The sequence below is a fragment of the Agrobacterium sp. GW821-FHT02D03 genome (assembly GCF_059421725.1).
The window spans coordinates 982345-1004130 of sequence record NZ_JBWKVN010000002.1 but is presented as its reverse complement, the minus strand read 5'-3'; the positions used below and the strand labels follow the sequence as shown (position 1 = coordinate 1004130).

At 58.9% G+C, this 21786-nt stretch carries 19 protein-coding genes and 1 riboswitch; of the genes, 16 read left to right on the top strand and 3 right to left on the bottom strand.

Annotation, left to right across the window (positions count from 1 at the left end):
* Positions 1-83 precede the first annotated feature (83 nt).
* From AC07U5_RS17990 to AC07U5_RS17965, 6 genes are all read left to right on the top strand, one after another.
* Complete coding sequence (locus AC07U5_RS17990) at positions 84-1121, top strand: dipeptidase (RefSeq protein ID WP_144620067.1); 1038 nt, start codon at positions 84-86, stop codon at positions 1119-1121.
* A 147-nt stretch (positions 1122-1268) separates the two neighbouring features.
* Positions 1269-3869, top strand: coding sequence for a bifunctional lysylphosphatidylglycerol flippase/synthetase MprF (gene mprF / locus AC07U5_RS17985; protein WP_494723827.1), 2601 nt, complete (start codon positions 1269-1271; stop codon positions 3867-3869).
* Positions 3866-5230, top strand: coding sequence for a virulence factor family protein (locus tag AC07U5_RS17980; protein ID WP_112358942.1), 1365 nt, complete (start codon positions 3866-3868; stop codon positions 5228-5230). Before mprF ends, AC07U5_RS17980 begins: the two co-directional genes overlap by 4 nt.
* 190 nt (positions 5231-5420) lie before the next feature.
* The gene (locus AC07U5_RS17975; RefSeq protein WP_494723826.1) at positions 5421-6563 is read left to right on the top strand and encodes a M24 family metallopeptidase; all 1143 of its coding nucleotides are present in this window, start codon (positions 5421-5423) and stop codon (positions 6561-6563) included.
* Positions 6564-6652: 89 nt separating this feature from the next.
* Entirely contained in the window at positions 6653-7990 is a 1338-nt protein-coding gene (telA, locus tag AC07U5_RS17970) for a telomere resolvase TelA (RefSeq protein WP_494723825.1), read from the top strand.
* Positions 7991-8205: 215 nt separating this feature from the next.
* The gene (locus tag AC07U5_RS17965) at positions 8206-9177 is read left to right on the top strand and encodes a LysR family transcriptional regulator (RefSeq protein WP_494723824.1); all 972 of its coding nucleotides are present in this window, start codon (positions 8206-8208) and stop codon (positions 9175-9177) included.
* 154 nt (positions 9178-9331) lie between these two features.
* On the opposite strand, the gene AC07U5_RS17960 is transcribed toward AC07U5_RS17965, so the two are convergent.
* On the bottom strand, positions 9332-10000 hold the full coding sequence (locus tag AC07U5_RS17960) for a CHASE3 domain-containing protein (RefSeq protein ID WP_113265559.1): 669 nt from the start codon (positions 9998-10000) through the stop codon (positions 9332-9334).
* A gap of 209 nt (positions 10001-10209) precedes the next feature.
* Positions 10210-10312: riboswitch (TPP riboswitch) on the top strand.
* A gap of 71 nt (positions 10313-10383) precedes the next feature.
* On the opposite strand from AC07U5_RS17960, the gene AC07U5_RS17955 reads away from it, so the two are divergent.
* The 3 genes from AC07U5_RS17955 to thiD are packed head-to-tail and all read left to right on the top strand — an operon-like array spanning position 10384 to position 12564.
* Positions 10384-11121 (top strand): hydroxyethylthiazole kinase, encoded by a 738-nt coding sequence (locus AC07U5_RS17955; protein ID WP_443275201.1) that lies wholly within the window; start codon positions 10384-10386, stop codon positions 11119-11121.
* Entirely contained in the window at positions 11108-11767 is a 660-nt protein-coding gene (thiE, locus tag AC07U5_RS17950; RefSeq protein ID WP_494723823.1) for a thiamine phosphate synthase, read from the top strand. The genes AC07U5_RS17955 and thiE overlap by 14 nt, the downstream gene beginning before the upstream one ends.
* Positions 11764-12564, top strand: a complete 801-nt coding sequence (gene thiD / locus AC07U5_RS17945) for a bifunctional hydroxymethylpyrimidine kinase/phosphomethylpyrimidine kinase (protein WP_494723822.1) — start codon at positions 11764-11766, stop codon at positions 12562-12564. Before thiE ends, thiD begins: the two co-directional genes overlap by 4 nt.
* A gap of 13 nt (positions 12565-12577) precedes the next feature.
* On the opposite strand, the gene AC07U5_RS17940 is transcribed toward thiD, so the two are convergent.
* On the bottom strand, positions 12578-13054 hold the full coding sequence (locus AC07U5_RS17940; protein ID WP_062423735.1) for an Lrp/AsnC family transcriptional regulator: 477 nt from the start codon (positions 13052-13054) through the stop codon (positions 12578-12580).
* Positions 13055-13181: 127 nt separating this feature from the next.
* On the opposite strand from AC07U5_RS17940, the gene alr reads away from it, so the two are divergent.
* Both alr and AC07U5_RS17930 read left to right on the top strand, forming a co-directional pair.
* A complete protein-coding gene (gene alr / locus AC07U5_RS17935; protein ID WP_494723821.1) occupies positions 13182-14348 on the top strand; it encodes an alanine racemase in 1167 nt (388 codons plus the stop codon).
* A 7-nt stretch (positions 14349-14355) separates the two neighbouring features.
* Entirely contained in the window at positions 14356-15612 is a 1257-nt protein-coding gene (locus AC07U5_RS17930; RefSeq protein WP_494723820.1) for a D-amino acid dehydrogenase, read from the top strand.
* Positions 15613-15649: 37 nt separating this feature from the next.
* Here the strand turns inward: AC07U5_RS17930 and AC07U5_RS17925 are convergent, their stop codons facing one another.
* Positions 15650-16360 carry a GntR family transcriptional regulator gene (locus AC07U5_RS17925; protein ID WP_494723819.1) on the bottom strand — a complete coding sequence of 237 codons (711 nt, stop codon included), beginning with the start codon at positions 16358-16360 and terminating at the stop codon, positions 15650-15652.
* Between the two features lie 260 nt (positions 16361-16620).
* Between AC07U5_RS17925 and AC07U5_RS17920 the strand changes: the two genes are divergently transcribed.
* The 5 genes from AC07U5_RS17920 to AC07U5_RS17900 all read left to right on the top strand — a co-directional run bounded on the left by AC07U5_RS17920 (position 16621) and on the right by AC07U5_RS17900 (position 21703).
* Positions 16621-17700: an ABC transporter ATP-binding protein gene (locus tag AC07U5_RS17920; RefSeq protein ID WP_494723818.1), complete on the top strand. Its 1080-nt coding sequence runs from the start codon at positions 16621-16623 to the stop codon at positions 17698-17700.
* A 30-nt stretch (positions 17701-17730) separates the two neighbouring features.
* Positions 17731-19020, top strand: a complete 1290-nt coding sequence (locus tag AC07U5_RS17915; RefSeq protein ID WP_062423731.1) for an ABC transporter substrate-binding protein — start codon at positions 17731-17733, stop codon at positions 19018-19020.
* Positions 19021-19212: 192 nt separating this feature from the next.
* Positions 19213-20124 carry an ABC transporter permease gene (locus AC07U5_RS17910; RefSeq protein WP_062443958.1) on the top strand — a complete coding sequence of 304 codons (912 nt, stop codon included), beginning with the start codon at positions 19213-19215 and terminating at the stop codon, positions 20122-20124.
* A 3-nt stretch (positions 20125-20127) separates the two neighbouring features.
* Complete coding sequence (locus AC07U5_RS17905; protein WP_062423729.1) at positions 20128-20946, top strand: ABC transporter permease; 819 nt, start codon at positions 20128-20130, stop codon at positions 20944-20946.
* A gap of 10 nt (positions 20947-20956) precedes the next feature.
* Complete coding sequence (locus tag AC07U5_RS17900; protein ID WP_153310824.1) at positions 20957-21703, top strand: aspartate/glutamate racemase family protein; 747 nt, start codon at positions 20957-20959, stop codon at positions 21701-21703.
* Positions 21704-21786 lie beyond the last annotated feature (83 nt).

Below are 21786 nucleotides of genomic sequence, written 5' to 3'. Positions count from 1 at the left end.
CAGCGGAAACCATTCTTGCGTTGCATTTGCCCCACTCTCGGGGATAGAGCAAAGACGCGATGACATCAGTTGGAAGCAATCCTATGACCGATCAAACCGTCCTGCCCGTCTTCGATGGGCATAATGATGTTCTGCTGAGATTGAAACTCTCCGGTTATTCAAACCCGGAAGAGCGTTTCATCGAAGGAGATAGCACCGGCCATATCGACCTTCCCAAGGCCAAGAAAGGCGGATTGGCCGGCGGGCTTTGTGCCGTCTATATCCCCTCGCCGCGCGGAACCGATGCCAATGGCGATTTCCTGGCTCCGACCCAGCAGACAGCACTTGCCACCACGCTGGCAATGGCCGGTCTGCTGTTTCGCATCGAAGCGCAGTCAAAGGGCGGGCTTACGGTCTGCCGCAGCGCTGCGGATATCCGCAACGCCATGGCGCGCGGCTCCTTCGCCTCCGTCTTCCACATCGAAGGTGTCGAAGCCTTCGACGCCGACTTGGAGGCGCTCTATGTTCTGCATCAGGCTGGCCTTCGCACGCTTGGTCCCGTCTGGAGCAGGCCCAATATCTTTGCCTATGGTGTTCCCTTCCGCTTTCCTTCCTCACCCGATATCGGCCCGGGGCTGACGGAGGCGGGGCAGCGTCTCGTCAAGACCTGCAACGAGTTGAAGGTCATGATCGACCTGTCGCATATGAACGAGCAGGGTTTCTGGGATATCGCCAAATTGTCCGATGCGCCGCTGGTCGCCTCGCACTCCAACGCCCATGCGCTATGCAACCACAGCCGCAACCTGACCGACCGCCAGCTCGACGCCATTCGCGATACGGGCGGTCTGGTGGGCATCAACTTCGGCGTCCTATTCCTGCGTCAGGATGGCATCAAGAACCCGGATACGGATATTCGCGAACTGGTTCGCCACGTGAATTACATCGTCGATCGTATCGGCATCGACCATGTGGCGCTCGGCTCCGACTTCGACGGCACGACCATTCCGGCTGCCATGCGTGACGCTTCCGATCTGCCACTTCTTGTCGATGAACTGCGCAAGGCTGGATACGATCAGGCGTCGCTGGAAAAGATCGGTCACGGCAACTGGCTAAGAGTTTTGGAACGCAGCTGGGGTGCGTAACCCGATATTCTCCCCAGCATTTTAGACAAACGACATACTGTAGATAATCTCACAAAGATTATGATTTTTCGTATTTGTGAAACCACAACGAATTACTGTCATAATCCTGTGGTTGGCAAACTGCGCCTCGCTTTCGTGGAACATTAAATGACAGAGAAGAACGACGTCACGCCGATTGAAGAGGCCGAAGATGGCCTGAGCGGCTTTTTCGAACGTTACAAACCTCATCTGACATCGCTTGCGGTTATTGCCGTCTTCGTCATGATGACGGTGACGATCTATCGCCTCACCTCCGAGGTCCGCTACGATGACATCGTCGTCGCCCTTCTCGACACCAGCTGGAAGTCGGCGTTTCTGGCCGTCCTCTTCACGGCGCTGAGCTTTGCTGCGCTGATCTGCTACGATCTGAACGCACTCGAATTTATCGGCAAGCGCCTCAAAAAGCCTTCCGTCATCGCCACGGCCTTCATCGCCTATGCCGTTGGCAACACTGCGGGCTTCGGTCCCTTGAGCGGCGGCGCGATCCGCTTCCGCGCCTATTCGCGCATGGGGCTGACGCCATCCGACATCGCCCGCGTCATCGCCTTCGTCACCCTGTCCTTCGGCCTCGGACTTCTGTCTGTCAGTGCGCTGGCAACCTTGATCGTTGCGCCGCGCGTCGCCAGCATCATGGGCGTGGACGCCATCTGGCTTCGCGGTGCCGCAGTCATCGTCATTCTCGTTCTGGCGACGCTGATCTATGTCGGTCGCAATGGGCGCGTCGTTCAGATCCGTCAGCTGAAACTGCGCCTTCCCGATAGCCGCACCTCGTCGCGCCAGTTCCTGGTGTCAGCGCTCGATATCGCGGCATCGGCTTCGGTGCTCTATGTGCTCTTGCCGGAAACCAATGTCGGCTGGCCAAGCTTCTTTGCCATCTACGCCACCGCCGTCGGCCTTGGCGTTCTCAGCCACGTGCCGGCAGGTCTTGGCGTTTTCGAGGCGGTGATGGTGGCGGGTCTCGGCAACGCCATCAGCCTCGATCAGCTTCTCGGTGGCCTCGTCCTTTACCGCGTCATCTATCACGTGCTGCCGCTTCTCTTCGCCATCATCCTGATGCTGATCACCGAGATGAAGCAGTTCGCCGCAAAGCCGGTGATGGCCGATATCGGCAATCTCGCCGGTCGGCTGGCGCCCTCGCTTCTCTCGGCCTTTGCCCTGATCCTCGGCGCGATGCTGATCTTCTCCTCCGTGACGCCGACGCCGAACAGCAACCTGGATTTCCTGTCCAACTTCGTGCCGCTTCCCATTATCGAAGCTGCGCACTTTCTCTCCAGTATCTTGGGTCTCGGCCTCGTCGTCGCATCCCGCGGCTTGAGCCAGCGTCTGGATGGCGCATGGTGGGTGGCGCTGGTGGCGGCCGCAGGCGGCCTGTTCCTCTCACTCATCAAGGCGATCGCGATTTTCGAGGCGATCTTCCTTGGCGTCTTCATCGTCGCGCTCTTCTACAACATGCGCGCCTTTACCCGCCACGCCTCGCTTCTGCGTCAGGCTCTTGGTCCCACCTGGATTGCCGCGATGGCGGTCATCGTGGCCGGTGCGGCCACGATCCTCCTGTTCGTCTATCGCGATACCGATTACAGCCAGACTTTATGGTGGCAGTTCGAGTTTTCAGAGGAAGCGCCGCGCGGGCTTCGCGCCGTCCTTGGTCTGGTTCTCGCCTCTTCGACCATCGCCATCTTCAGCCTCTTGCGGCCTGTCACCTACCGGCCGGAAGAGATCCAGCCCGAAGACATCGAGAAGGCCACCGATATCGTCGCCAAGCAGGACGTGGCGGACGCCAATCTCGTGCGCATGGGCGACAAGCACATCATGTTCTCGGAAAAGGGCAATGCCTTCATCATGTATGGCATTCGCGGCCGCTCGTGGATCGCGCTGGCCGATCCTGTCGGGGACGAAAGCGAATTTTCCGATCTGATCTGGCAGTTCGTCGAGACCGTGCGTGCCAATGGTGGACGCGCTGTCTTCTACCAGATTTCCTCCGCGTCGCTTCCCTATTGCACAGATGCGGGTCTTCGCGCCTTCAAGCTCGGCGAACTCGCCATGATCGATCTCAAGCGCTTCGAACTGAAGGGCGGCAAGCTTGCCAATCTGCGTCAATCGCTGAGCCGCGGCGCGCGCGACGGGCTGACCTTTTCAGTTGTCGATACGCCGGATGTCCCGGCCATTTATGACGAGTTGAAGCAAGTCTCCGATTCCTGGCTGGAGCATCACAATACGCGCGAAAAGACCTTCTCGCTCGGTTCCTTCGAGCGCGACTACATCCTGTCTCAGCCGGTTGCGGTGCTGCACAAGGACGGCAAGATCACTGCCTTTGCCAACCTGTTGATGACCGACACCAAGAGCCAGGTGACGGTGGATTTGATGCGTTTTGCACCGGATGCACCGCGTGGCTCCATGGACTTTCTCTTCGTCAGCATCATCGAACATATGCGTGAGCAGGGTTATGCCCAGTTCAACCTCGGCATGGCGCCGCTGTCCGGCATGTCGAAACGCGATGCCGCCCCCGTCTGGGACCGTATCGGCGGCACATTGTTCGAGCACGGCGAGCGGTTTTACAATTTCAAAGGCCTGCGCGCCTTCAAGTCTAAATTTCATCCCAAATGGGAGCCACGTTACGTTGCCGTCTCGAACGGCACCAGCGCCGCGCTGGCATTGATGGACACAACGGTTCTCATCAGCGGCGGCGTGAGAGGAGTGATCGGTAAATGAGATTTTTGAAACGGCTCACAGGCGCTTTGCTCACGGCAGCGGTTTTGCTGCCTTCACATGCGCCGGCGCAGGACGCTCAAAAATACGAAACCGGCATGATCCCCGCCGATCACATCCTGCTGCCCGATGGCGACATCACCTCGACTGTGTTCCTGGTGTCGGACGGCAATGGCTGGGATGAGACCGAACAGAAGGAAGCCGATGCCCTTCTCGAAAAAGGCGCCGCCGTCGTCGGCATCGATTTTCCAGAATACATCAAGTCGCTCGAGAAAGACGACGACGACTGCGTCTACATGATCTCCGATATCGAACAGCTTGCGCAGGAAATCCAGCGCAAGGCGGGTGTCTCCAATTACAGCCTTCCGATTATCGCCGGCACGGGTGATGGCGGCGCGCTGGTCCTGGCGATGATCGCGCAGAGCCCGGCGGCAACGATCGGTGAGGCTGTCGCGGTCGATCCTGTGGCGAGCATTCCCTTGAAGAAGGTGCTCTGCACACCCGCAACCAAGGATAAGGACGGCGACCGCACCATCTACGGCCTGACGGACGGTCCGCTTCCGGCGCCCGTCACGGTGCTGTTCACGCCGAAGGCCGACCCGAAAGGCCGGGAACATGTCGACGCGCTTTTGAAGGCGCATGCGGACATCGACGTCAAGGATGTGACGGATGATGCGCAGACCGCGCTGATTCAGGTTCTGCAGGACCGGATCGATGCGGCAGCCAATTCCGACAGCCCGCTCGGCCTGCCGCTTACGATTCTCGAAGCCAAGCCGACCATGGATACGATGGCGGTCGTCTATTCCGGCGATGGTGGCTGGCGCGATATCGACAAGGATGTCGGCGACTATCTGCAGAAAGACGGTATTCCTGTCGTCGGTGTTGATTCACTGCGCTACTTCTGGTCCGAGAGAAAACCTCAGGACGTGTCGGACGACCTCGCGCGGATCATCGACACCTATCGCAAGGAATGGAAGGTCAACAACGTTCTTCTGATCGGCTATTCCTTCGGCGCCGATATTCTGCCTGCGACCTATAACGGGTTGCCGGAGAAGGATAAAGCGCGCGTGGTGCAGATGAGCCTTCTGTCGCTTTCCCACCAGGTGTCCTACGAGATTTCCGTTGGCGGATGGCTCGGGGTCTCCTCGGATGGAGCGGAAGATCCTGTCAACGATCTCGCCAAGATCAATCCGAAGATCGTCCAATGCGTCTATGGCACGGACGATGATGAAAGCGCCTGCCCTGCTCTCAAAGACAAGGGCATGGAACTGATCGGCATTGAGGGCGGCCACCATTTCGATGAGGACTATGAGGCGCTGACCCGCAAGATCGTCGCTTCGCTGAAACAGCGACTGCAAAAATAACGGCGTCTCAGGCGCTACCGTCATCTTGAATACAGTCTGCAGCCTTTGTACTGCTTCTGACGCTGCGTTGCGCGCAAGGGTCTAACCACCCCAACGCGCAACACCGCTCAAGAACAATGGCCTGAAGCGTGACGCGCATCTGTGAGACATCGCGGACATGCTTTGGGCAAAACAACCAAAGTGTGTGACGATGCGATTTCCAGCCAAGCCCGCTGCCATTTCCGATGCCGAACGCCAGGAGAGGCTTCAGCGCTTGCGGGTGAAGATGGGCGAGCAAGGCTTCAGCGCCGTGCTTCTCGGCTCGACGGAAAGTCTGCGCTATTTCACAGGCCTTGTCTGGCACCAGAGCGAGCGGCTGCTTGGCGCGGTGATCACCCTGGATGCTCTTCATTACATCGTGCCAGGCTTCGAACAGAGCCGTGTCGACACACTTCCCCATATCGAGGGAGAGGTTCATTTGTGGCAGGAGGAGGAAAGCCCTTCGGCCCTCGTCGCAAGCCTTGCAGGCTCATCCGGCATGATCGCTCTGGACGACGCCCTACCCCTCTTCATCTATCACAGCCTTGCCGCCAAGGTCGGGCCTGATCGTCTGGTCGATAGCGGCCCAGTGATCCGCGGCCTTCGGCTTCTCAAATCCAGCGCTGAAATTGCCATCATCGACTATGCGATGAACCTGACGCTGGACGTGCACAAGCGTGCCCATGCCATGATGAAGCCAGGCGTACTGGCGTCCGATGTCGTCCGCTTCATCGACGAGCAGCACCGCGAGCTGGGCGGAGAGGGTGGCTCTTCCTTCTGCATCGTCTCCTTTGGCGAGGCGACATCGCTGCCCCATGGCGCCGACGGGGAGCAGACTTTGCAGGCAGGCGACGTCATTCTGGTCGATACAGGAACGCGGATCGACGGCTATCACTCCGACCTGACGCGCACCTATGTGATGGACGAGCCAAGCGCTGATTTTGCTCGCGCCTGGGCTATCGAGCGCGAGGCACAGCAGGCGGTGTTCGATGCCGCACAGCTTGGGGCGCCCTGCGAAAATCTCGATGCGGCAGCCCGCGCGGTCATGGCTCGGCATGGGCTCGGACCGGATTACGCTCTTCCCGGACTGCCGCACAGGGCGGGCCATGGTCTTGGACTGGAAATCCACGAAGGACCTTACATCGTGCGCGGCAACACGCAGCCGCTCGTGGCCGGCATGTGCTTCTCCAACGAACCCATGCTGGTCTATCCGCAAAAATTCGGCATCCGTCTTGAGGATCACATCCACATGGCCGCCGATGGCCCACGCTGGTTCACACAGCCTGCCGACTCGCCCGTCCACCCTTTCGGTTAAATTCAGAAACCCCGCCCCTGTCGCCCCTACATTAGCCCTTGCGTAAAATTTATATATTTTCTATCCCAAGAGAACTTGAGGAGGAATCGATGTCCGTCGCGGAAAAAAGAAAAACAAAAACGCCCATTCTGGCCGATCGCATCGCCGACTTCGTTGAGAAGATCAAGACAACGCGCAAGGACGACGGCAGCTTCGACACGAAAGCAATCGGACGTCTTTGGGACGACGAGGTCCGTTTCCATTTCGAAAACGGCAGAACCGCCAAGACGCTTGAGCTTTACATCGTTAAGTACCGCTATGCGCTGAAAGACGCCTTCGGGCCGAAGACGACACCGCTTGCCATCTGCAACATGAAAAAACTGCGCGAGCGTCTCGATACCTACATAGCGCGAGGCGATTACCCGCAAAGCGGGGTGGCGATGTCGATCGTGGAGAAGATCGAAAGAGCGGAGCACAATACGGCGGGCCGCAAACCCCGTTTCCTGCTGCGCGTTTCGGACTTCATCTCCGCCATCAATGGCGTCAGCACCAAGGGAGAGATGCAGGCGCTGTGGGACCGGGAAATGGACGCCATGACCGGCAGAACGCAGGCGACGGTCATCTCCTACATCACGAAATATCGCAATGCCATTCGCGAGGCATTTGGCGAGCAGCATCCCATGCTGCGCATCGCCGCTGGCACGCCGCAGCTCTACGATGACGCGCGCAAAGCCAAAATGGCGAAGATCGCCACCAAGCACGGCTCGCTGATCACCTTCGCACATTATTCCGAGGTGATGCGACGCTGCCGGCGCTTCCTTCACTCTGAGGACCCTTTGACGATCGGCATCGGCCTGATCGGCACCACCGGTCGGCGCCCCTTCGAAGTCTTCACCCAGGCCGAGTTCACGCCAGCGCCCTATGGCAATGGCGTCTCCAAATGGAGCGTGCTGTTCAACGGGCAGGCGAAGACGAAGCAGGGCGAAGGGACGAAATACGGCATCACCTATGAAATTCCGGTTCTGGAGCAAGCCAAGATCGTGCTCGAGGCCTATCGACGCCTGAGAAACAGCAGCGATGGCAAGCTCTGGCTCGGCATGAACGTGGACGAGTTTTCCACCGATGCGAGACTGCCGCTGCGCGATGCAATAATCGCGAAATTCGAGGACATCTGGCCGAAGGAAGAGCCGCCGAAGCCCTATGGGCTACGGCACCTCTATGCCGAAATCGCTTATCGCAACTTCGCGCCCGCCAATGTCACGAAGAACAGCTATTTCGCCGCCATCCTCGGCCATAACAACAATGATCTGGAAACGTCGCTCTCCTACATGACCTATGCTTTTCCTGAGGACGAGCATGAATCGAAAGCGCGGGCGGAGCGTGTGGCGGATCGCACGATACGGCAGATGATCACCGTCAATCAGATCCCCGGCATGGCAGGCGAGTAGGCCGCAATACGCCGTTTTGACTATGACGGCCTCGCGTATAAAGCGCCGTGCACACTATTGGATGCACAAGGACACTTTACCTTTGAATCTACGCATTGTGTTGTAGCACGCGAGGTTGTGGGACTATTGTCCTTGCCACTTATAGCGTCATGACCTACCACTTGAAGAGCGCTTGCTGAGGGACGCTCAAGCGGGTTTGTCTTGTTGGGCCAATCATGATCGACAGCTATCTCGATACAAGGCAGTTGGAAGCCTTCGTGGCGGTGATCTCGATTGGCAGTATGACGGGAGCCGCCAAGGCGCTTGGAAAAGCCCAGCCTGTCATCAGCCGGCTGATCCAGGATCTTGAAAAAGACATCGGATTTACGCTTCTTCATCGCAATGGCCCGAGGATTTTTCCGACGGCACAGGGCATCGCCTTTTTCTCCAAGGTCGAGCTTCTGCTGGGCGGTCTGCGCACCATCAGCGAAAACTGCAGACATATCGAAACGGCAGCAGGCCGCGCGATGGAGATCACGGCGGTGCCAGAACTTGCGGCAAGCCTTGCACCCCTGGCGCTCGCGCGACTGCCGGAGCCGCTCTTTCCGAATGAGGTGCATATTCGCAGTACAAGCTGCGAGAACGTCATCGCCGCGGTGCTGGCCCGTACTGCCGATATTGGTTTGGTCACCCTGCCGGTCGATCAGGCCGGGCTGGAAACGCACTGGATCGGCGAGGTTTCTCACGTCGCCGTTCTAAGGCACGACGATCCGCTTGTTCATGCCGGACTTCTCACCTCAAAGCACCTTGCCGGCCGAAGCGTCATCGCACCCGCGCGCCCTCATCCGCTACGCGTCGAACTGGAACAAGCCATGGGTGCCGAAAGCGTCGAGACCGGCGGCATCCTCAACAGCAATTCCGCCCATACGTCCATCGCCATGGCACGGGCGGGCCTGGGAATTGCGATCGTGGAATCCACGTCCATCCGAGCGCTTCCCATCAAAGACATCGCCGTGCTGCCTCTTTCTTTCCACATACCGTTCCGATGGGAGGTCGTCACAGCGCCGGGTCATTCGCTTCGCACGAACGTGCTTCAACTTATCGACGCGTTGGAGCAAGCAGCCATCGCCTTGCCGGACTTCCGCAAGCTGGACGCTACTACACAGCACCGGCTCGAAAAATTGGAACCGGCCGTCGAAGAAGCATGAGGCATCGGTTCGAAAAGGGAGACGCGTTCTTTGTAAGTCGAATAGGAGCGCTTCGCGATCTTTCAGATGTGCTCTTGCGCTTTACGGTCCTGTTGTTCGCATGTCGTCGTCGGAACACCGCTGCGCAGTTCTGCTTAGACCATGCTTTGGCGGCTCATGACCGGATCAGACGATACCGGCGAGCTAGGTACATCTCGACGCCAGCACGTGTGAGGAACGAAGCCAGGCCCACGATGATCGCCACAACCCTGATGCGGAATTCATCGGCCTCGACCTCGGCGTGCCGGGTGTCCAGCAATGTATGCTCGGTGACGGTGATCTCGCCGATGATATCGCGGATGCGGTCCATCGTTCCGACAGCCATGTAGCCAATTTCGTTCGTGCGGGCGGCATCGGCACCGACGTCATCATAGAGCGATATTGAGTGCTTCAGCTCTTCAAGTTTCTTCTCGATCAATGCGTCGAGCGCTTTGACGCGGGCAACCTGCCCGGAATTGTCCGATATCCTGGTCATCAAATCGTTCTGAAGCAGGTGAAGGCGCTCCATCGCCTTCTCATACGGCGCGAGATAGCGCTTGTCGCCGCTGACGAGATAGCCCCTCTGTCCCGTTTCGGCATCATCAAGCGCGATCAAGACGTCCTTGGTGGTATCGATCGCTTCATAGGTATGGACCACCATATCGTAGTGGTCGCTTAAAAGGTCATGCGTCCATGAGGTGGCAAGGATACCGGCAGCCAGGACGACCCCGACCGGTATCGATCGCAGCAGTGTCGGGAATGTCAGATACTTGTGGCGCAGCGACGTCAAAGACCAGTCAGACATTTACGGGATCATCCAAGCAAGCGCAGTTCAACGTCGTTATATCCGTCCGACGGCAAAAGCGCGAACAGGTTGGCATACACCGTGCCAGGCAGTTCAACGCAACAACAATCAGGAAGTTCAAAGCCGTTCGCCGAATTCGATTGCAGCCATGTGACTTGAACTGGTCTGTCAAACGCCTTGACACGAGGTTCTATTTCTCATTTAGAGTCAGGCATTCCGAGGGGAGCATCGAACGATGCTGAGATGGTGGTGAGCCGGACCCTTGAACCTGATCCGGTTCATACCGGCGTAGGAACGGAACAGTCGCCGTCAGGCACAGCTTTCTTTTCCATGCGTCATGCTTATCCGGGTCCGCAAACCGCGTGTCTGGAGATGAACGGCTGATGGCAAGCTTTCCCACCGCAGAAAAAGCGGCAGACCTTCTGGCTCTCGTGCGGGAGCGACGACCGCGTGTCCACTGCCTGATGAATACGGTGGTGCAGAAGTTTACCGCTGACGGCATCACCGCAATCGGCGGCATTCCCTCAATGACATCGTCGGAAGAGGAAATCGAAAGCTTCGTGACGAAGACGGATGCGCTGACGATCAACCTCGGGACGCTGGACGAAGCGCGCCGCAAGGTCATCCGCATCGCCGTCGCTATTGCCAATCGCCAGGGCAAACCCTGGATCGTTGATCCGGTCCATTGCGACTACTCCCCTTCACGGCTAGAATTCGCCCATGAATTGAGCCGGCTGCACCCCTCGATCACACGTGGGAACGCGGCAGAAATGGCGGTTATCGGCGACGTCGGTGGTGCATTGCGCATTCAGACGGGAGCGGTGGATCGCTTGAGTAATGTCGACCGCAAGGTCCGGATCGTCAACGGCCATGCCCTGATGGCAAAGGTGACGGGAACCGGATGCCTTTCCGGCGGTATCATTGCCGCCTTCATGGCCGTCGAGCCGGATGCGATGCTGGCTGCAGCATCGGCTCTGACTGTTACCGGCGTTTCCGCAGAGATCGCGGCCAGACATGCCAGCGGGCCAGGATCGTTCGAAGTCGCCTTTCTGGACGCCCTCTTCAACCTGAAGAGCGAAGACATACTCTCCCATGCGAGGATCGAACATGACGAAGATTGATTACCGGCTGAATGCCATTGTCGACGCCTCTCTCAGCGATATCGCGCCGCTTGCCGAGCTTGCAGCTCTGGCAGCACATAACGGTGCAACGATCATCCAATATCGCGACAAGACGGCCTCCACATGCCAGATGATCGACCAGGCGAGAACCATCGTTGAAGCCCTTAAGGGCACCGGCGTGCCGCTGGTGATCAACGACCGGGTCGATGTCGCGATGGCAACCGGCGCGGATGGCGTGCATCTCGGCGCGGACGATATGGACGGGGACACGGCAAGGCGGCTTCTCGGCCCAGATGCAATCATTGGGCTCACCGTCAAATCCATGGCTGATGCCCGACACGTCGCGCAAGCGCCGGCCGATTATGCCTGCATTGGCGGGGTGTTCGAAACCACCTCCAAGGTCAATCCGGATACGCCTGTGGGCCTTGCAGGGCTAAAGCAAATCAGGACATACCTGCGCAATGAGCGACCTGACCTGCCGGTTGGCGCGATTGCCGGCATCACGCTGGAGCGCGTTCCTGACGTGATTGCAGCAGGTGCCAATGGGGTGGCGCTGATCTCCGCCCTATTCCGCACGGACGATATAGCAACGACAGCCAAGGCGTTTCGCAATGCCGTGGATGACGCGATAGGAGCACGCCCATGACCGCCATTGCGTTGACCATCGCCGGTTCCGATAGTGGCGGCGGTGCCGGCATCCAGGCCGACCTCAAGACATTCTCCGCTCTTGGTGTCTATGGTGCGAGCGTCATCACCGCCATCACCGCACAGAACACCAAGGGCGTGACCGCGGTTGAAGATATTTCCGCCACGATCATTGCTGCGCAGATGGATGCGGTGTTTTCCGACCTCGATATCAAGGCGATCAAGATCGGCATGGTCTCGCGTATCGACACGATACGAACGATCGCCGAGAGACTGCGCAGCCAGCCCCAACCGGTCATCCTTGATCCGGTGATGGTAGCGACCTCCGGTGACAGGCTGCTTCAGGAGGAAGCAATCGAAACGCTTCGAAGCGAATTGCTGCCACAGGCAACGCTTGCCACGCCGAACCTTCCTGAGGCGGCACTGCTGACCGGAACCGGCATCGCCACCGATCGTGCCGCGATGCTGAAACAGGCCGAGATGATCCTGGCGCTTGGTGCGAAGGCTGTGCTGATCAAGGGCGGCCACGGTACCGGATCAAAGAGCGCCGATCTTCTGATGGACGGCGAGACAATTCAAGAATTTTCCATGCCGCGCATCGAGACGAAGAACGACCATGGCACCGGCTGCACGCTTGCGGCAGCGATTGCGGCCCATTTGGCGCTCGGCCTACCGCTGACGGATGCCGTCGGCCTGTCCAAGGACTATCTCCAGGGTGCACTGGCCGCAGGCCGCGACCTGAAGGTCGGTCATGGTCACGGGCCGGTTCATCATTTTTACCGCTGGTGGGCGCCCTGAGGAGCCTTGCCGATCAAGATTTGCGCTCCGTCGCACGCGGCTTGGGGGCGGCGAGCGCATTGCGGATGGCGAAGCTCGAATGGATGCGTGAGACGCCCGGAAGCTTGGAGAGAATATCCTTGTGGACCCGCTCGAAATCGCCCGCCGTTTCCACTTCGACGCGGAGAAAATAATCCGAGCCGCCGGTCATGAGATAGCATTCTCGCACCTCCGGATAGCGTCGCACGGCATTTTCAAAGCGATTGAGAAAATCCTCCGTCTGCCGGTCGAGGGTGATCTGGACGATGACCGAAATCACCTCTCCACCGGCAGCACTTCCGGTGATGGCCGTATAGCCGCGAATGACGCCTTCCCTCTCCAGAATATCCACGCGACGCAAACAAGCGGACGGCGATAACCCCACCTCAGCGGCAAGCTTGGCATTGCTGATGCGGGCATTCAGCCGAAGCAGGCGGATGATATGACGATCGGTAGCGTCGAGAGCAGACATGATTTCATTCCGATTGATCGCATGAAATTGCAAGAAAAACGAATTTATCGAATTTTCTTCGCCTTACCCTGCTTAAATTCAAGGATCATTGCAATACTCTGTTGCCAAAAGAACAAGGGGAACGACAATGGACATGACCCTCCAGCAGCAGAAAGCTCAAGGTGGCGCAAGCGGCTATCTGACGATCGATCTTGCAGCCCTTCGTGACAACTATCTGACGCTTGCCTCCAAGGCGCCGCATGCGCTGACAAGTGCCGTGGTGAAGGCAGATGCCTATGGTCTTGGTGCCGATATCGTCGCGCCCGTCCTCTACGATGCGGGATGCCGGCACTTCTTTGTCGCTCATATTGATGAGGCGCTGTCTCTTCGTCTGCACATCGCGCCCGATGCGAAAATCTTCGTTCTCAATGGCCTCCAGCCCGGAAACGAAACCTCCTGCTCTGCGCTGAATATCATTCCGGTGCTCAACTCGCTGGAGCAGGTCGCCCAATGGTCGGCGCAAGCCGCCGTCCTTGGCAAGACTCTGCCCGCTGCCCTGCAAGTCGACACTGGCATGTCGCGGCTAGGACTGGCGCCTTACGAGGTGGAAAGGCTGTTGGCGACACCAGCCATGCTCAAAGGCATCGATCTTGCCTGCATCATGAGCCATCTCGCCTGCGCCGACGAGCCGGATCATGAGGCCAATGCGCTGCAGCTTAACGTTATGCGCAAAACCACCGAGCAGTTTCCCGGTGTGCCGGTCTGCTTTGCCAATTCCGGCGGCATCTTTCTCGGCACGGACTACCATAACGCCCTGATGCGACCGGGTATCGCGCTTTATGGGGGCGCGCCATCGGCAGTTCATCCCAATCCGATGAAGCCGGTCGTCGGCTTGAGCGTTGCCGTGGTTCAAACTCGTACAGTGCCGGCTGAAAGCTTCGTCGGCTACGGTGCCTCGCTGCGCACCAAAGCCGATACCCGTCTGGCAACGATTGCCGCAGGCTACGCCGATGGGCTGCCGCGCGCGCTGAGCAGCCGAGGTGCCGCTTATTTCAACGGCGTTCGGCTTCCTATTGCCGGGCGCGTTTCGATGGACAGCATCACGCTCGATATCTCCGCCCTTCCCGAAGGCACGCTCACCCACGGCAGCCTCGTCGAAATCATCGGCCCGAACCAGCCGCTCGAGGCAATTGCCGAGGATGCAGTCACGATCGCCTATGAAATACTGACGCGGCTGGGCCAGCGCTATCGCCGTCGCTATATTTATCCGGAAAAGCAGGCTGCCGCTTCTTCCACTATTGCTCGAAACCTGTGAGGCCAGCATGAACATTACCATTCTTGGAGCCGGCGTCATTGGCGTCACCTCAGCCTGGTACCTCGCCAAGGCCGGACATTCCGTGACCGTGATCGACCGCCAGCCGGCAGCGGCACTGGAAACCAGCTTCGCCAATGCCGGCGAAGTATCGCCGGGCTATTCCTCGCCCTGGGCAGCACCCGGCATTCCGATGAAGGCGCTGAAGTGGCTCTTCATGGAGCACGCGCCGCTGATCATTCGCCCCACCGCAGATCCCGCTGCCTGGCGCTGGATGATCCAGATGCTGAGCAACTGCACGGCTGCGCGCTACAACGTCAACAAGAGCCGCATGGTACGTATCGCCGAGTATAGCCGCGACTGCCTGATGGCGCTTCGTGACGAGACCGGCATTCAGTACGATCAGCGCATGCAGGGGACGCTGGAAGTCTTCCGCACCCAGAAGCAGTTCGATGGTATCGGCAAGGACGTCGAGGTTCTCAAAGCCGGTGGCGTGCCTTACGAGATTCTTGATCGTAACGCCTGCGTTGCAGTAGAGCCGGGTCTTTCCTCCGCGCGGGACAAGATCGTCGGTGGCCTGCGGCTGCCGGGCGATGAGACGGGCGACTGCTTCATGTTCACCTCGGAGCTGGTGAAACTGGCGGAGCAGGCTGGCGTCAAGTTCATCTACGACACCGGCATCATGCGCCCTATCGTCGAAGGCAACCGCCTCAAGGCCGTTGAGACGAGCAAGGGCCTGATCGAAGCGGATGTTTTTGTTGGCGCGCTTGGTAGCTACACGCCGCATTTTCTCAAGCATCTCGGTCTCGACCTGCCGGTTTATCCGGTCAAGGGCTACTCGATCACCGTGCCGATCGTCGATGCGGCCAAGGCGCCGATCTCCACGGTCATGGATGAGGCGCACAAGGTGGCGATTACCCGCCTCGGCGACCGCATCCGCGTGGGCGGCATGGCGGAAATTGCCGGCTTCAACAAGGATCTGCCCGCCAAACGCCAGGCGACCTTGAGACATTCGGTGGAAGACCTGTTCGGTGGTGCCGGTGATCAATCCCAGGCGAAATTCTGGTGCGGACTGCGGCCGATGACGCCGGATGGCACGCCGGTGATTGGCGCGACGCGCTACGCGAACCTTTACCTGAACACCGGACACGGAACGCTCGGCTGGACTATGGCCTGTGGCTCGGCGCGGGTGTTGGCGGATCTGGTGTCGGGCAACAAGCCGGACATCGATACCGCCGACCTCGGAATCAGCCGCTACGCGGCATAACACAACGGCCGTGCGGCGCTTGCGCGCACGGCTTTTGTTACAGCGCCAGCGCTTCCTTCAGCGCCAGGCCTTCCTTCACACGCAGATCGAGATCGGCCTCGATGTGATCGATGTGATGCATCATCAGCCGATGGGCCTTTTCTCCATCGCGAGCTTCCAGCGCGTCGAGAATGGCAGAGTGATCGCCATGGCCGCAGCTTGAAATGCCGGATCGGCCATAAAGGGCGATGACAAGCGAGGAGCGGGCGACGAGTTCGCCCATGAATTTTTCGAGAATGGCGTTGCCGGCATGTGAGGCCAGGAGCAGGTGAAAATCGCCTGAAGCCTTGATCTCCGCTCGACGGGCAGAAGGCCCCCTCTCATGCTGGTATCGCGTTTCCTCTTGCAGATGGGCGCGCAGGCTGGCGATGCCTTCGGGTGTGATCCGTTCCACCGCTGCGGCAACGATGCCCTGTTCTATGAGGCGACGAGATGCAAAGACCTGACGGGCTTCATCCGGCGATGGATTGGATACGAAAGCGCCCCTATTTCGCTCCGTCCTCACCAGTCCCTCAAAGCTCAGCATCTGCAAGGCAGCGCGTACGACCGTACGGCTGACATCGAAGAGCGCGCCGACTTCGGCCTCTGATAACTTCGTTCCCGGTGTGAGACGGCGATCTGCGATCGCATCGCGCAAGGTATCGCGAATTGCTTGCGCGCGATCCCCCGGCGCGTTGTCCATGTCGGGTTCGAGTTGCGAAAGTGTCATTGCTTTTTCCCGATTTATTTTCTTACTATCGCGAAAGTCGCGACGTGGAAACATCAAAGCGGCCATCGCTCCCGCAAAATTGCATACAATCCTGCCCGCTATTGAAAACAATAGCTGCTTTTTTGTGCATGCAAGTGGCAGAGGCTGATCAAAGTCGCGCCAGCTAAAATAAAAGCGCTGCCGTTTCAATCGGTTAGACACGTAAGCCTGAAATTGGCACGGCTTATGCAAGTTCATCTGCAACAAGCAGGGGATCATGCATGAGCAAAGCTGCCGAGATAGACATCGCCGCCGTTACCAAGGTCTATGGAAGCACCACGGCCGTTCACGCCATTAGCCTGAAAATACCGGCGGGCAGCTACTGCTGTCTGTTGGGTCCGTCCGGCTGCGGCAAGACCTCGACACTGCGCATGATCGCAGGCCATGAAACCATTTCCAGCGGCGATGTTCGGCTCGGCAATACGGTCGTCACCGATCTGCCGCCGGCCCAGCGCGGCACGGCGATGATGTTTCAATCCTATGCGCTTTTCCCGCATCTCGATCTCGTCGACAATGTCGCCTTCAGCCTCAAGATGAAGGGCGCGGACAAGGAGACCCGGCGGGCTAAAGCGCTCGAAATGCTGAAGCTGATGCAGCTTGAGCCCTATGCGACCCGCCGTCCTGCCCAGCTTTCAGGCGGCCAGCAGCAGCGCGTCGCCCTTGCCCGCGCGCTCATCACCGACCCGGAAGCGCTGCTTTTGGACGAGCCGCTCTCCGCACTCGATCCCTTCCTCAAGATCCGCATGCGTGCAGAGCTGAAAAAGCTCCAGACCTCGCTCGGCATTACCTTCGTGCATGTGACCCACAGCCAGGAAGAGGCCATGGCGCTGGCCGATATCATTGTTGTCATGAATGACGGACGCATCGAGCAGGCCGCCGCACCCCGCGAGGTGTTCGAGCGCCCCGCAACGGCTTTCGTAGCGCGCTTCATGGGCGATCACAACGTCATCTCGGGTCGCCTGAAAGAGGTTGACGGTGAGATGGTGACGCTGGAAGTGGCAGGCGGCGGCATCTTCAAGGCCAGCGGCAAGACACCGCCGGATGATGCGGTCGATATTGCCGTGCGCACCGACCGTGTGCGCATCGGCGAAGGGGCGCCTGGCCTTGGTTTCACCGGCATCGTCTCCAACGTCGAGTACCGCGGCGCCAGCGTCAAACTTGCCGTCAACGGTGCCGGCATCGACGATTTCAACGTGATTTTGACCGACGCGGTCTTCTTCGAAAATCCCATCAAGGTTGGCGATGCCATACCTCTTTCCTGGAATGCGGACGATGCCATCGTGCTCGGACGGGTAGAATAACGACCATAAAACAACCAGAGGAGAACTGAAATGACCGATTCCAACAAGACGAAAAAGGGCCTGACCCGCCGCGGTCTCCTGAAGGCGGGCGCTGCCGCCACGGGTGCTGCCGTCGGCTCCGGCCTGATCACCGGCTTCCCCACTATCTGGGCGCAGAACCCGATCACGCTGCGCCAGTTCGGCACGGGCGTGTCCAACATCAATGCGATTGCCGAAAAGTGCAAGGCGGACCTCGGCATCACGCTTGAAATGACGGCAACGGATTCGGATGCAGCCGCACAGCGCGCCGTCACCCAGCCGAACTCTTACGACATCGCAGACATCGAATACTGGATCCTGAAGAAGGTCTATCCGGCCGGTGTGATCCAGCCGATGGAAATCAAGAAGCTGAAATATTACGACAAGATCGTGCCGCTGTTCAAAACCGGCAAGCTGACGCCGGACAGCGTGATTGCCCAGGGCACGGCACCCCACACGGTGGGTTATGTCGAAAAGCCCGGCGACAAGAAGTTTGCCAAGAGCGAGACCGAATACTTCACCATGGTTCCGACGATCTACAATGCCGATACGCTCGGCATTCGCCCGGATCTCGTCGGCCGTGAGATCACCACCTGGGCCGATATCATGGACCCGAAGTTCAAGGGCAAGACCTCCATCCTGAACATTCCATCAATCGGCATCATGGATGCTGCGATGATCATGGAAGCCATGGGCAACATCAAATATGCCGACAAGGGCAATATGACGAAGGCCGAAATCGACAAGACCATCGATTTCCTCATCAAGGCCAAGAAGGACGGCCAGTTCCGCGCTTTCTGGAAAAGCTTCGACGAGAGCGTCAACCTCATGGCGTCGGGCGAAGTCGTCATCCAGTCCATGTGGTCGCCAGCGGTTGCCGCCGTTCGCTCCAAGGGCATCGCCTGCAAATACCAGCCGCTGAAGGAAGGCTATCGCTCCTGGGGCGGCGGTCTCGGTCTCGCCAAGCACCTGAGCGGCGCGAAGCTCGACGCGGCCTATGAATATATCAACTGGTACACTTCCGGCTGGGTTGGCGCTTACCTCAACCGCCAGGGCTACTACTCCGCTGCCATGGATACCGCGAAGAACTACATGACCGCCGACGAGTGGGGTTACTGGGTAGAAGGCAAGCCTGCCCAGGGCGATATCATCGCTCCGGACGGCAAGGTCATGGAAAAGGCTGGCGCTGTGCGCGATGGCGGCTCCTTCGAAGAGCGCATGGGCAAGGTCGCCTGCTGGAACTCCGTCATGGACGAAGACCGCTACATGGTCCGTCGCTGGAACGAGTTCATCGCTGCTTGATGAGAACAAGAAGGCTGGCGGTTCAACGCCGCCGGTCTTCGGTTGCCGATACCTTCAACACTTGCTTTTCGTCATCCTCGGACTTGATCCGGGGGCCGACCATGACGGCGGGGAGGTTTCAATCCGTCGTTATCGCACTAGGACCGGCAGTGCGAGGCTGCCGATCATGACAACAATAAAGGGTTCCATTGAATGGCGACGGTCAGATTTATAGGCGTTGGCGAAAAGAAAGAAAAAGCGGGTAAGCCCTTCACCCTGCCGAAGGGACTTGTGTCTTACATCGAGGCAACGCCGTTGGCGCTGATCCTCGGCTTCTTTCTTCTCCTGCCGATCCTGATGATCGTGGTGGTGAGCTTCTGGGATTATGACTTTGCCCAGATGTATCCCGACTTCGTCACCTTCAACTACACCGAAACGCTCGGCTCCTGGGTGACGTGGCAGACCTATCTCAACACGTTGAAATATGCCTTCCTCGTCTGGGCAATCACGCTGTTCCTCGGCTTCTGGGTGGCCTATTTTCTGGCCTTCCATATTCGCACCACCACCATGCAGATGGTCCTGTTCCTCATCTGCACCGTGCCCTTCCTCACCTCAAACATCATCCGCATGATTTCATGGATCCCAGTCCTCGGTCGCAACGGCCTGATCAACAGTGCGCTGGTGAATTTGGGAATTGTTCCGGCACCCATCGAATGGCTGCTTTATTCGGACTTCGCCGTCGTGCTGGCCATGGTGCATCTCTACACGCTCTTCATGGTGACGCCGATCTTCAACACGCTGATGCGCATCGACAAGTCGCTGGTGGAGGCCGCGCGCGATGCGGGCGCGTCCAGCTGGCAGGTGCTGTGGAACGTCATCATTCCCTTGGCGAAGCCCGGCATGGCCATCGGCACGATCTTCGTCGTAACGCTGGTCATGGCGGATTTCTCCACCGTGCAGGTCATGTCCGGCGGACAGAGTGCCTCTGTTGCCCTGATGATGAAGAACCAGATGTCGCTCCTGCAATATCCGGCCGCTGCCGCAAACGCCGTTGTCCTTCTCGCCCTCGTCCTCCTGATGGTCGCAGGCATTCTGCGGGTCGTCGATATCCGTAAGGAGCTCTGATCCATGCATTCGGAAAAACGCGGTCGCGAATTCTACATCCTTGCCATCTTCTTCGCCCTCTTCGTGCTGTTTCTCTATGGCCCGCTCTCGGCCATCCTGATCCTGGCCTTTCAGGGACCGAATGGCGGCCTGACATTCCCGCTAAACGGCGTCTCTCTGCACTGGTTCGCCAACCTCTTCGAGCAGCAGGCGGTCGGCGATTTTGGCGGCTCCTTCCGACGCTCCTTCATGCTGGGCGTGATGGTGATGATCGTCACCGTGCTCGTTTCGCTTCTGGCTGGCCTCGCCTTCCGCCGCAAATTCGTCGGCGCCACCCCGCTCTTTTATCTCTCGGTTGCAAGTCTTGTGGTGCCATCGATCATCATCTCGCTCGGCATCGGCGTGCTTTTCCAGCAGCTTGGCCTGGAGCCTGCATGGTACAGCTCCGCCTTCGGCGCACAGCTGACATGGACCCTGCCCTTCGGCGTCCTCATCATGTTTGCGGTCTTCAACCGCTTCTCGCCATCTTACGAAGAAGCGGCACGTGATCTGGGTGCAAATTCTTGGCAAACCTTCAGCAACGTGGTGCTGCCGATGATTGCGCCAAGCCTGATCGGCGTCGGCCTGTTCGGCTTCACGCTTTCCTATGACGAGTTTGCCCGAACCCTGATGACGTCCGGCACGTATAATACGCTGCCGCTCGAAATTTACGGCATGACGACGAACGTCACCACGCCGGTGCTCTATGCCCTGGGTGCCGTCACCACTTTCTTCTCTCTCATCGTCATCGGCGCAACGCTTGGCATCATTGCCGCCATGAACCGCCGCCGCTCGAAAGGCTGACCCGCACATCATGCGCATTCTCGTAGTCAATCCCAACACCACCCAGTCGATGACCCAGACGATCGAGGCGGCGGCCAAGGCGGTCGCTTCCGCCTCGACGGAGATCGTCGCCGTGACGTCGTCGATGGGACCGGTCTCGATCGAGGGTTATTACGACGAGGTCTTCGCCATACCGGGGCTTCTCCTGGAGATCGCCAAGGCGGAAAAGGGCGGCGCACAGGCTGCAGTCATTGCCTGCTTTGACGATACGGGCCTCGATGCGGCGCGCGCGCTTGCGACCATCCCCGTCATCGGCATCTGCGAGGCAGCCGTCGCGACCGCGGCTTTCATCGCGCAACGCTTCACCGTCGTCACCACCATGGAACGCTCCCGCCTGCCGCTCGAACATCTGGTCCATCGCTACGGCATGGGCGCGCGCGCCAAGGTGCGGGCGGCGGACATTCCGGTCCTGTCGCTGGAAGACCCGAGTTCAGACGCCCTGCCGCGGCTACGGGCCCAGATCACGGCAGCGCTTCAAGAAGACAAGGCGGAGGCCATCGTGCTTGGCTGCGCCGGCATGGCGGATCTCGCGGCAGAGCTGTCACATGAATTTGGCGTTCCCGTCATCGATGGTGTTTCGGCAGCGGTCAAACATGCCGAGACCCTGATCTCGCTGAAGCTCACCACGGCAAAGCGGGGTGCCTATGCAAGCCCCGTCGAAAAGCCCTACCTGGGACTGATGGAAGCGTTTTCGCCTAGCCATATGGTGGCAGGTTAAGCGTTTCGGTCCTGCCACAATTCATTCAGCGCCCGTTCAGCCTGCGGAATCTATTTTCTTAACCATCGGATAACAACTGGCGG